Below are 11,847 nucleotides of genomic sequence, written 5' to 3'. Positions count from 1 at the left end.
CGTTAAGCGCATCCTGTTCGCCAGTTCCAACCATGCCATCGGCATGCATACGGTGGACGAGACGCTGGGGCTCGACTGCGACTTCCGGCCCGACGGCTTCTACGGCCTCAGCAAGGTCTGGGGCGAGGCGATGGCCCGGATGTACTGGGACAAGCACGGGATCGAGGGCATCAGCGTCCGGATCGGCTCCTACCAGAAGCGTCCGATGGAATTCCGCCACCTCAGCACATGGCTGGGACACGACGACTTCCTGCACATGATCATGCAGGCGATCACCGTTCCCTCGGTCGGCTACCTGACGGTGTGGGGCGTCTCCGCCAATACGCGGAGCTATTGGGACAACAGCGGCGCCGAGCGGCTGGGCTACGAACCCACGCAGAACGCGGAGGACTTCGCCGCCGAGATCCTCAAGCAGCCCAACCCGCTCGATCCGATAGCACAGCGCCACCACGGCGGCAGCTTCGTCACCATGGACTACACGCCGCAGGACAGCCGTCCGGGGCCGCTGACGCCCGATGGCGCCGGCGGCTGAGGCGGCATGCCGTGCCGATCCAGACCGTCGCGTCCCAGCGGCTCTACCAGCAGGTCGCCGGCCAGCTCGGCGAGCTGATCCGGCAGGGCGAGTTCCTGCCGGGAGACCGCCTTCCGCCGGAACGCGACCTCGCCCGCCAGCTCGGCGTCAGCCGCCCGACCGTGCGCGAGGCCATGATAGCGCTGGAGATCGCCGGTCTGGTCGATGTCCGGACGGGCTCCGGCGCCTATGTCCGGAAGGCTCCCTCCAGCGGCGTCATGCCGTTCGCGCCACCCGACATCGGCCCCAGTCCATTCGAATTGATAGCAGCCCGCCGCCTGATCGAACCGGAAGTGACGTTCACCGCTGCCGGCTGCATGCATGCCGGCTTGCTGGCAGGAGTCGCAGAGACGCTCGACCTGATGCGAACCGGCATCGCTGCCGGGCACGGCGTCCAGGCCGCCGACCGGCTGTTCCACACCCGCATCGCGGCCGCGACCGGCAACACGGTGCTGGCCGCCGTCGTGGAACAGCTCTGGGACAGCACGTTCGAGCCGATCTTCGAAGGCCTGAGCCGGCGTACCGGCCTGCCGGAGAACCAGCGGGCGGCTCTGGCCGGCCATGTCAGGATCTTCGACGCGCTGGAACGCGGCGACGCCGCCGGCGCCAGGGACGCCATGCACGCCCATCTGGCGGAGGTCGAAACGATCCTGATGGCGGAGGACTGGCCGGCACCCGTATCAGCGCGTGAACCGGCGACCGGCACGGATTGACCGTGATGCCCAACAAGCCCGAACGGGCGTATCTTCAAAGGGAAAGGAAAGTTCATCATGGCGACACAGCAGCGTGACCTACTTAGGGCGATGTTCGATGCGGCCGTCGATGCGGCGCTGCCCGACAAGGTCGTGCCCAAGCACCTGCCGCCGCCGCCCAAGGGCCGCACCATCGTCCTCGGCGCCGGCAAGGCGTCCGCCGCGATGGCGAAAGCGGTCGAGGACCATTGGCCCGGCCCGATCGAAGGGCTGGTCATCACCCGCTACGGCCATGCCGTGCCCTGCCGCCATATCGAGATCGTGGAGGCCTCCCATCCCGTCCCGGATGCCGCAGGCCACGCGGCGGCCCAGCGAATCCTGGAATTGGCCGAGAGCGCCGGGCCGGACGATCTGGTGCTGTGCCTGATCTCCGGCGGCGGTTCCGCCCTGCTGGCGCTGCCGGCGCCCGGCTTGACGCTGGAGGACAAGCAGGCGGTCAACAAGGCGCTGCTGGCCTCGGGCGCAGATATCGGCCAGATGAACGCGGTGCGGAAGCACCTGTCCGCGATCAAGGGCGGACGGCTTGCGGCGGCGGCGCATCCGGCGAAGGTCGTCAGCCTGCTGATCTCCGACGTGCCGAACGACGATCCCTCCGTCATCGCCTCCGGCCCGACCGTCCCCGATCCCTCGACGTTCGAGGACGCCCGCGCCGTCCTGAAGCGCTACGGCATCACCCCTTCGCCAGCCGTCCAGCAGCACCTGGAGCGTGCGGAGGAAGAGTCGCCCAAGCCCGGCGATCCCCGTCTGGCCGACGTGACCAACGTGATGATCGCCACACCGCAGTTCTCGCTGGAAGCCGCCGCCGAGGTCGCGCGCAAGGCCGGCGTGACCCCGCTCCTGCTGGGCGACAGCCTGGAGGGCGAGGCCTACGAGGTCGGCAAGATCATGGCCGGCATCGCGGCCTCCGCCGCGACCCACGGCCACCCGCTGCCCGCCCCCTGCGTGCTGCTGTCGGGCGGCGAGACGACGGTCACCATACGCGGCAAAGGCCGGGGCGGACGCAACGTCGAGTTCCTGCTGGCGACCGCCGTGGCGCTCAACGGCCGTCCCGGCATCTGGGGCATCGCGGGAGACACCGACGGCATCGACGGCGCCGAGGAGGTCGCGGGCGCGATCATCACCCCGGACACCATCGCGCGGGCCGCCGCCAAGGGCATCAGCGCCAAGGAAAGCCTTGCCGACAACGACGGCCACAGCTTCTTCGAGGCGCTGGGCGATCAGGTCGTCACAGGACCGACGCTGACCAACGTCAACGACTTCCGGGCGATCCTGATCGAAGCCCCGGCGAAGGGATAAGGCCGCGACCATGCCCGCCAGCAGCATCGACAAGCAGCCGTTCGGCACCCTGCCCGACGGCACAGCCGTGGACCGCTACCGCCTGACCGGAGACGGCGGGATCGAGGTCGAGATCATCCCGTTCGGCGGCATCGTCACCGCCCTGCGGACGCCGGACCGCGACGGAAACCTCGCCAACGTCGTCCTCGGCCTGCCCCGGCTGGAGGACTACGCGGCCCCCGGCCGCTACTTCGGCGCCATCATCGGGCGCTACGCCAACCGGATCGCGGGCGGGAGGTTCGAGCTGGACGGCACGGAAGTCAGGCTTGCAGCCAACAACGGGCCGAACGCGCTGCACGGCGGGCCGGGCGGCTTCAACCAGCGGCTCTGGCGGGTGGACTCCACCGGCGGCGGCCGGCTGGTCCTGACCTACCGCAGCCCCGACGGCGAGGAAGGCTATCCCGGCACGCTCGACGTGACGGTGACGTACTCGCTGACTGCGGATAACGGCTTGCGGATCGACTACCGGGCCGAGACCGACCGGTCGACGGTGGTCAACCTGACCAACCACAGCTTCTTCAATCTGGCGGGCGAAGGATCGGGCAGCATCGAGGGGCACGAACTGATGCTGAACGCGTCGCGCTACACGCCGGTCGATCGGACCTCGATCCCGACCGGCGAGATCGCGCCGGTCGCGGGGACCCCGTTCGACTTCACCACACCAACCCGGATCGGCGAGAGGCTTCGGGACAGTCACCCCCAGCTCGTCACGACGCGCGGCTACGACCACAACTTCGTGATCGACCGCCACGGCGGAGACGAGCCCGTGCTGGCGGCGCGGGTGGTCGATCCGGCGTCGGGCCGCATCATGGAGGTGCTGACGACGGAGCCGGGCGTGCAGGTCTACACCGGCAACTACCTGGACGGCACGCTGGTCGGAACGGGCGGCGGGACCTACCGGCAGGGTGACGCGCTGTGCCTGGAAACCCAGCACTTCCCCGACTCTCCCAATCGGCCGGAATTCCCCTCGACCCGGCTGAACCCCGGCGAGGTCTTCCGCTCGACCACGATCTACCGGTTCCCGAAACCGGTTTGATCGCTTACGCCCAGATATGGTCGGCGAAGGTCCCCGGCGGCAGGCCGACGGCGTCCACGTCAAGCGTGTGGATCACGGTTCCGTCGGCGGTCCTGCTGGTGAAGATGGTATGGCCGTTCTTCTCGACCGCCGTCGTCTTCAGGTCGATGCCGTGGGCGCCGGTGAAATAGGCCTTCATGATCCGGTCGCCCTCGGCGGCGTTGAAGCCGACGATCCTGTCGTTGCCCAGCTTCGTCGCAGGGTCGTTCCACGGCATGTAGAAGACATCCGCCCCGCCACCGCCCTTGAAGGTTTCGCTGCCGGAGCCTCCCTGGAACAAGTCGGCGTAGTTGCCGCCCGTCACCGCCGCGTTGTCCTTGCCGCCATAGAAGTCCAGGCGGGTGCTGGACGACACCGTGAACGCCTCGATCCCGGTAAAGGAGCCGGCGCCCTCGAACACCGTGGGAGCGCGGTTGCTGTCCTGAAAATAAAGGAAGCCGCCCAGTCCATAGTCGTCGAGATCGATCGCGATGCGGGCCGGAGCGGTATCGAGCGAGTCCGAGAAGGGGTCGGTCCGAACCTCGGTCTTGCCGGCCACGATATGAAGCGTGTCGGCGCCGGTCCCGCCGGAGAACAGCGACGCGGATTCCGACACCAGCCCATATTCCTCCATCACGAGGGTATCGTTGCCGCTGTCCCCGTAAAGATCGTTGGTGCCCTCACCGCCGGACAGGCGATCGTTGCCGGTACCGCCATAAAGCTGATCGAACCCGGCGCCGCCTACCAAATGGTCGTCGCCGCCGTTGCCGTAGAGAACGTCGTTCCCCTTGGTGCCGTAAAGTTTGTCCGCCGCCAAACCGCCCCGCAACGTCGCCATATCATTCCCCTGGAAACTGAAGCCTGCCGAGGCGCGCCCCCGCGCCATTCTCGATGTGGTTAATAATACGTTACTATGTTATTTTTAAGTACCCAAAAAGGATAATGTTGAATCAACCTTTGGAAGGATTGGGGGACATACGCCCTTATGACTTACAAAACTTATCTTAGGCAAATGGCGCAACCGCAGGGCTATGCCCGATGTTCCATCTCCTGTGCCTCGCCGGAGGCTGCATTTACGGTTAAATTGAGAAAAGGAACGGATCATGGGTCTCTTCGACTTCGTGAAGGAAGCGGGCCGCAAGCTTGGCATCGGCAGCGATGCGCCGACGCCGGACGAACTGCGGGCCGAAGTGACCAAGCTTGGTCTGGACGCCAAGGATCTGGCGCTCGATGTGCAGGGAGATACCGTCACGGTTTCGGGCAGTGCTCCCAGCCAGGAACTGCGCGAAAAGATCGTGCTTGCGGTAGGCAACGTCCATGGCGTCGCCAAGGTCGAGGACAAGTTGACGGTCGCGGCGCTCGACGGCTCGACGCAGACCGGCGATGCATCGGCAAGCGGGGCGTCGGCTCCGGCACAGGGCCAAGCCCAGGCAAAGTTCTATACGGTCAAGTCGGGCGATACGCTGTCGAAGATCTCCAAGGAGTTCTATGGCGACGCCAACCGCTACAACGGGATCTTCGAAGCCAATCGCCCCATGCTGGAGCACCCGGACAAGATCTATCCGGGTCAGGTCCTGCGCATTCCCTGATCAGGAAACGCCAAGGAAACATTCAGGTCCAGACGGGATGCGCCGGTAAATGCCGGCGCGTCTCGGATCAGCGGCCGTTCCACTGGCGGACGTCGCCGGTGTCGACGTGGATGAAGCCCTTGTTCGGATAATAGCCGACACCGCCCTGCCCCAGCGCCAGGGCCGCCTTCCGCATGTTGCGCAGGCTGACGCCCGGCAGCGTGATATCGACCGCCTGCCCGACCATGTGGTAGCTGTGCGAGGCCGTCCGGACGCCGTGACGGCGTAGCGCCGCGTTGGTTTCCGGGGTTCGGTATCCGGAAAGGATCTCGAACGGCTTGGCCGCGTCGACGTTGTTTCCGACATTGAAGAGCAGGTCCAGCAACCCCGGATCGATCGTCTTCGTCTCGTCGGTGCGCCAGTCGCGCATCAGCCAGTTCACGCGGTCCAGGGCATCGACCACGTAGAAACCGTCCTGGAAGTACGTTTCCTTGAAGAACTCGCCGGTCTGGCGATGGTACAGATGAAGCGTCCGGTCCTTGAGAGGTGCAACAGCGGCCGCCGCCGGTTTGATCGATGCGAGGATCGCAGCGGAAATTCCGCCCGCGATCAGCGACCGCCGTGATACCGCCCCCGTTTTACCGCTAAAATGCATAAAACCAGCCCCAATATGGTTAATTTCGACATGCGAAGAATGCCCATGACTGGATTTTGTTTCTCGGTCAATTCAAAAAACTAACTTTTTCTTAACCATTTTTGTGACCAAGAACGGGCTATGCTCCACAACGGTGCAGCACCTGCCGATTTTCCTAGGCGATCTATCGAGAATACTGCAAATGCAGATAAAACATTAATTGGAGCAACACTCTCCCGCAATGCAAAAAAGCTGAAATGTACTGGCCTTTTCAGCTGTTGACTCGTTCACGGTGAAGCTGTGCAGGCCACAGGCCGCTCTTTCGTTTTCGGCTCAAGGCCTTAAGAAAGAGGGAGAAAATCCTATGAAGATTGCGCAGATTGCCCCACTCGCAGAAAGTGTGCCCCCGCGTCTTTATGGCGGAACCGAACGCATCGTCTCCTATCTGACCGAGGAACTGGTCCGCCAAGGCCATCGGGTCAGCCTCTTCGCGAGCGCGGATTCGTTAACGACAGCGACCCTCGTACCCGGTCGCCATCGTGCAACGCGGCTGGATCCGGCATGCCGCGATCCGATACCCAGCACCATGCTGATGCTCGACCGCGTGCGTCGCATGGCCGACGACTTCGACATCCTGCATTTTCACATAGACTGCCTGCATTTTCCTTTGTTCCGCCACCTCGCCGGCCGCACTTTGACGACGCTGCACGGGCGCCTGGACCTGCCCGACCTCTACGCTTTCTATCATGAATTCGACGACATGCCCGTCGTGTCGATTTCCGACAGCCAGCGGGAACCGCTGCCCGACGCCAACTGGGCCGGAACGGTCTATCACGGCGTTCCGGCTGCTCTTTACCGGCCGTCTGCCGAGCCCGGCGACTACTTGGCGTTCCTGGGACGATTCTCTCCCGAAAAGCAGCCGGACGAGGCGATTCGGATCGCCATGCGGGCGGGACTGCCCCTGAAGTTGGCCGCCAAGGTGGACAAGTTGGATATCGACTATTTCCAGAACCATATCCGGCCGCTCCTCGACCATCCGATGATCCATTCTATCGGCGAGGTCGGCGATAACGCCAAAGGCGCGTTTCTTGCGGGCGCCCGTGCCCTGCTGTTCCCGATCGGCTGGCCGGAACCCTTCGGCATGGTGATGATCGAGGCGATGGCAGCCGGCACGCCGGTCATTGCCTATCGCTGCGGATCGGTCGAGGAAGTGGTTGAACACGGGCTCACAGGGTTTATCGTGGATGGCCAGGACGAAGCCGTGGCCGCCGTCGGACGCATCGGCGAACTGGACCGCCGCAGGATCCGCGCCCGGTTCATGGAACGTTTTTCAGCCGAGCGCATGGCGCACGACTATGTCGATCTCTATCGCAAAGCCGCCGAGGGAAGATTGCCCGCCGGACCTGCCATCGTCGATCGGTCTGGCTGGAGCAACGGGGCGGCCGGAAAGGCCAGCTGATCATGAAGACGTCGGGACCTGACGCGCACCCTGACTCCGCATTCACCGACCCCGCATCGGAATTCTACATTCCGGCGGTCGGCTCGCTGACCGACCGCCGGACCCGAACGATCAAGCATGCCGATACCTTCGCCGTGTTCGACGACCACGGCGATATCCTCTACGCGATAGGACGGCCCGATGGGCTGTATCATCAGGACACGCGCTACCTCTCGCGGCTGGAACTGCTGGTCGACGGCCAGCGGCCGCTGCTGCTCAGCACCACGATCGAGGACCGGACGGCGGTGCTGTCCAGCGACATGTGCAATCCGGATCTTTACCGCGACGGCGAGCACATCCTGCGGGAAACGCTGCATCTCGCCAGGGCCAAGTTCCTGTGGAACGGCGCCAGCTATGAAAGGCTGGTGATCCGGAACTACTCCGACCGCCCGGTCCAGGCGGCGCTCACGCTGCGGTTCGGCGCCGACTTCGCCGACCTGTTCGAGGCGCGGGGGCAGAAGCGCCAGAAACGAGGCACGATAGAACCGCCGCAGATCGGCAAGGACCGCGTGGCACTGGGATATGTCGGACTCGACGGGAAACGGCGGGAAACGCTTTTGCAGTTCGACCCTCCTCCCGCCAGGCTGACGTCGTTCGAAGCGTCGTACGACCTGAACCTGGGACCGAAGGAGTGGATACCGCTGTTTTCCACCATCTCGGCCGCTGGCGTGAAGCCCGAACGCAACGGGACGCGCGCCGGGTTCTTCGTCGCCTTACGGGCCAAGTTCCGCGACCACCGGACGATGTTTGCTCCGGTGGCCCGGATCGTGAGTTCGAATACCGTCTTCAACGAGACCCTGCGCCGGTCCGGATCGGACCTTGCGATGCTGACGACCAGGACACGGGAGGGGGCCTACCCCTATGCCGGCATACCCTGGTTCAGCACGGCATTCGGCCGCGACGGGATCATTACCGCCATGCTGCTCGTCAGCTTCGCGCCCGATGTCGCAGCCGGCGTACTGCGCTATCTGGCCGCGATGCAGGCTCAGGAGGAGGACCCTGCCGCCGATGCCGAACCCGGCAAGATACTGCACGAAACGCGCGGCGGCGAGATGGCGATGCTGGGCGAAGTCCCGTTCCGGCGCTACTACGGCAGCGTCGATTCGACCCCGCTCTTCGTCATGCTGGCGGGCTCCTATCATGAGCGGACCGGCGATCTGGACCTGATAACCCGGATCTGGCCCAACATCGAAGCGGCGCTGGGCTGGATCGACCGTTACGGCGACCGGGACGGCGACGGCTTCGTCGAATACGGCCGGCGCAACCAGACGGGCCTCGCCAACCAGGGCTGGAAGGACAGCCACGACAGCGTCTTCCACGCCGACGGCACCATGGCGGAAGGGCCGATAGCCCTGGTCGAGGTCCAGGGCTACGTCTATGCCGCCAAGTGCACCGCCGCCGTCCTGGCGCGGCAGCTTGGGCTTGCCGACCGGGCGACATCGCTGGAGGCCGAGGCCGAGGCCCTGCGCGTCCGGTTCGAAGACGCGTTCTGGTGCGAGGAGATCGGTACCTATGCGCTGGCGCTGGACCGCGACAAGCGGCAGTGCCGGGTGCGGACGTCCAACGCCGGTCACGCGCTGTTCAGCGGGATCGCGGCTGGTGACCGTGCAGCACGGGTGACCGCGACGCTGATGGACGCCGCATCGTTTTCCGGCTGGGGCATCCGGACGCTCGCCACGTCGGAGGCACGCTACAACCCGATGTCCTATCACAACGGGTCGATCTGGCCGCACGACAACGCCATGGTCGCCATGGGTCTGGCACGATACGGCCATGCCGATGAGGCCGCGCGGGTATTCCACGGATTGTTCGATGCGGCGGCCGATACGGATTTGCGCCGCCTGCCCGAACTGTTCTGCGGCTTCCCCCGCCGGCGCTCGCGGTCGCCGGTGTCCTATCCGGTCGCCTGCTCACCCCAGGCCTGGGCCAGCGCCACCCTGCCCGGCCTGCTGGCGGCGGCGATCGGGTTGCGCTTCGTCCCGCAGCGGAACGAGATCCGCTTCGACCGCCCGGTCCTGCCCGCCTTCCTGGAGGAAGTGGAACTGCACGGACTCAAGGTCGGAAACTGCGAAGCCGACGTCCTGCTCCGCCGTCACGCCATCGATGTCGGCGTGACGGTCCTGCGGCGGAGCGGACCGGTCAATGTCGTCACGGTGAGCTGAAGACGTGCCAGGGCCGAAGGGATGGCCGGTCGGAACCAGCCGTGCCGGTCCTTCCCTCCGTCCGCGGGTGGTCAGAGCAGCCAGCCGTCCGTCGTGTGGTGAGCCTGCGCATCGTTGCCGTGGTCGGCGATCGCGATGGTATCCACCGCTGCCGGCGCATCCTCCAGCGCCTGCCATGTCGTCAAGGCCACGGAGTCCGTCGCTTCGGCGGCATGGGCGGACGCGGATGCATCGGCCTGAACATCGATAGCGCCGGCAGCCGCTTCCTTGGCATGGCTGTAGACGATCAGTTCATCGCCCGTGCTCTTCACCAAGCCGGACGATTCCTCTTCGGCGGCGGACCCCGAAGCCGCGGCAACCGCCCCCGAAGCCTTGTTCGAGGACCAGGCCCCCGCCGTGCTGGCTGCGTATGTGGCGCCGACCTTGTTGCCGCTGACAGACAGGCCGTCGTTGTTGCCGCTGTTGACGCGCAGCCAGTCGTCGCGCTCGAAGATGTTGCCGCTCAGCGTGATGTTCTCGCTATAGAGCGGGCTGGAATGGTTGGCGACGCTCTTGTCGAGCCAGATAACCGCATCGTAGTCGTTGTCCGGATGCAGGTAGTTCTTGGCGATGTAGCTGTCACGGGCGCCGGACACCAGGATGGCCGACTTGTTGACGTCCCAGACTTCGTTGCCGGTGACCGTCAGGTCCTTGGCCTCGTAGCCGCGTGCGTTCGGCCACATCCACTGGCTGGTCGTCCAGCCGCCGACGCTGATGCCGTTGACATCGGCATCCCAAACCTTGTTGTTGACGATGTCGTCGTTGCTCGACCCGCCCTTGACGACGATACCGGCAGTGCCTTCGACGCCCTTGATGTTGTTGCCGGCGATCCGTGAATCGTTGACCGCAACGAAATCGATGCCTTCGCCGCCCGAATTCGTGATGCTGTTGTGGACCACCTTGACGTTGTAGGCCTGCGATACCTTGACGCCGTCGCCGCCCGAGCTGTGGATGACGTTGTCCTGGATCGTCAGGTTCCGGACCGGGTCGTTGAATCCCTTGCCTGACATGCCGAAATGCACGGCGTTGGAGTTGTTGGCTCCATCGATCTCGAAGCCCTTGATGGTGACGCCTTCGACGCCGAAGCCGCTGATGGTCGAACCGTTCTGGGATGCCGCCCGGATGGTGGCTTCCTGGTTCCCATCGGCGGAAATCAGCGAAAGGTTATTGTCGTAGATCCGCAGATTTTCAGTGTATGTGCCGGCCTTGACCATCACATCGGTGCCGCTCGTCGCCTTGTTCAAAGCGGCTTGAATGGTTTTCAAAGGGTCCGAGGCGCTGCCGGAGTTGGAGTTGTCTCCTTTGGGGGAAACCCAGATCTGACCGTCGGCCATAGGTGCTCTCACTCTAGAAGTCGTGCCGAAGCACAGTCAAATTTTAAGCACAAAGCCTTTTTCATCATGAAATATGATGATTTTAAAGCTCTATACTTGCGTTTCGATGAAGTCTTTTGGATTGCCGATTGGCTTGGCGCGAAACTACATCGAATTTATCGAAGTGGGGGAGCAAAAAAGCCGGCTGCTAATCCGACAAAAACGAGTCCGAAGTTGTGACATACATCGTTATGAACTTGAGACACGGCTCAGATGTCCGTGACATTAAAAGGCATTAACCACGATAGAAGACCCAGCCGATCACAACGGCGCAGGCATGATACCGGACGATTAAAGGATCTATTTCAGCATCTGGAAATAAAACTGAAATCGAATTATTTCGCCCTCAATTTCAAGTCAGCATAGTTAACTAGACCTTACTCAGATGCGGTAACGATCTATTAAAAGATTAGGCCTAATCCTCTCGGAAGTAGTAGCCCGGTTGAGTAAATCTTGTGCCGGGAAATTGACTGAAGCGGAACGCCGTAAGCGCGGCGCTGAAGTCACTTTAAGAAATCGAGAGGGACTGTTAGATGACGCTGTTTTCCAATATTAGCCCGAAGCGGGTTATCTGGGTTTCCAATTCAGGCAATAACGGCAACAGCGGGTCGGAAAACTCACCGTTGAAATCCATTCAAAGCGCCCTGGACAAGGCGACGCCGGGCACTGCGATCATGGTGAAGGCCGGGACCTATGTCGAGAACGTCGTCTTCAAGGACAGCGGCACCGCGTCGGCTCCCATTCAGCTTATTTCAGCCGACGGCACGGGTGCTGCCAAGATCAAGCCGGCCAAGGCCGGCACCGCCACGGTCTATGGCTTCGGTGAAGAGAACATCGTCATCAAGGGCTTCGACATCACGG

General features: G+C 63.7%; 11 protein-coding genes. 8 read left to right on the top strand and 3 right to left on the bottom strand.

The window, feature by feature from the left end:
- From AC5JJ6_RS21415 to AC5JJ6_RS21400, 4 genes are all read left to right on the top strand, one after another.
- On the top strand, nucleotides 1-532 hold a 532-nt coding region (locus AC5JJ6_RS21415; protein WP_496044004.1), incomplete at its 5' end, for an NAD-dependent epimerase/dehydratase family protein.
- A gap of 11 nt (nucleotides 533-543) precedes the next feature.
- Complete coding sequence (locus tag AC5JJ6_RS21410) at nucleotides 544-1,284, top strand: FadR/GntR family transcriptional regulator (protein WP_496044003.1); 741 nt, start codon at nucleotides 544-546, stop codon at nucleotides 1,282-1,284.
- Nucleotides 1,285-1,341: 57 nt separating this feature from the next.
- On the top strand, nucleotides 1,342-2,619 hold the full coding sequence (locus tag AC5JJ6_RS21405; protein WP_496044002.1) for a glycerate kinase type-2 family protein: 1,278 nt from the start codon (nucleotides 1,342-1,344) through the stop codon (nucleotides 2,617-2,619).
- 10 nt (nucleotides 2,620-2,629) lie between these two features.
- Nucleotides 2,630-3,694 (top strand): aldose epimerase family protein, encoded by a 1,065-nt coding sequence (locus AC5JJ6_RS21400; protein WP_496044001.1) that lies wholly within the window; start codon nucleotides 2,630-2,632, stop codon nucleotides 3,692-3,694.
- A 4-nt stretch (nucleotides 3,695-3,698) separates the two neighbouring features.
- Here the strand turns inward: AC5JJ6_RS21400 and AC5JJ6_RS21395 are convergent, their stop codons facing one another.
- Nucleotides 3,699-4,550, bottom strand: coding sequence for a calcium-binding protein (locus AC5JJ6_RS21395; RefSeq protein WP_496044000.1), 852 nt, complete (start codon nucleotides 4,548-4,550; stop codon nucleotides 3,699-3,701).
- A gap of 265 nt (nucleotides 4,551-4,815) precedes the next feature.
- Here AC5JJ6_RS21395 and lysM point away from each other — a divergent pair, with 265 nt between their 5' ends.
- Entirely contained in the window at nucleotides 4,816-5,301 is a 486-nt protein-coding gene (gene lysM / locus AC5JJ6_RS21390) for a peptidoglycan-binding protein LysM (protein ID WP_496043999.1), read from the top strand.
- A 67-nt stretch (nucleotides 5,302-5,368) separates the two neighbouring features.
- Here lysM and mepK read toward each other — a convergent pair whose 3' ends face one another.
- Nucleotides 5,369-5,935 carry a peptidoglycan L,D-endopeptidase MepK gene (mepK, locus tag AC5JJ6_RS21385; RefSeq protein ID WP_496043998.1) on the bottom strand — a complete coding sequence of 189 codons (567 nt, stop codon included), beginning with the start codon at nucleotides 5,933-5,935 and terminating at the stop codon, nucleotides 5,369-5,371.
- A gap of 343 nt (nucleotides 5,936-6,278) precedes the next feature.
- Between mepK and AC5JJ6_RS21380 the strand changes: the two genes are divergently transcribed.
- Both AC5JJ6_RS21380 and AC5JJ6_RS21375 read left to right on the top strand, forming a co-directional pair.
- On the top strand, nucleotides 6,279-7,373 hold the full coding sequence (locus AC5JJ6_RS21380) for a glycosyltransferase family 4 protein (RefSeq protein ID WP_496043997.1): 1,095 nt from the start codon (nucleotides 6,279-6,281) through the stop codon (nucleotides 7,371-7,373).
- 2 nt (nucleotides 7,374-7,375) lie between these two features.
- Nucleotides 7,376-9,574: an amylo-alpha-1,6-glucosidase gene (locus AC5JJ6_RS21375; RefSeq protein WP_496043996.1), complete on the top strand. Its 2,199-nt coding sequence runs from the start codon at nucleotides 7,376-7,378 to the stop codon at nucleotides 9,572-9,574.
- A 71-nt stretch (nucleotides 9,575-9,645) separates the two neighbouring features.
- Here AC5JJ6_RS21375 and AC5JJ6_RS21370 read toward each other — a convergent pair whose 3' ends face one another.
- Entirely contained in the window at nucleotides 9,646-10,947 is a 1,302-nt protein-coding gene (locus AC5JJ6_RS21370) for a right-handed parallel beta-helix repeat-containing protein (RefSeq protein WP_496043995.1), read from the bottom strand.
- Nucleotides 10,948-11,609: 662 nt separating this feature from the next.
- Between AC5JJ6_RS21370 and AC5JJ6_RS21365 the strand changes: the two genes are divergently transcribed.
- Nucleotides 11,610-11,847: hypothetical protein (locus tag AC5JJ6_RS21365; RefSeq protein ID WP_496043994.1), on the top strand; the 238-nt coding region annotated here is incomplete at its 3' end.

The organism is Skermanella sp., from assembly GCF_059503625.1.
This window is presented reverse-complemented; position numbering and strand designations above follow the sequence as displayed.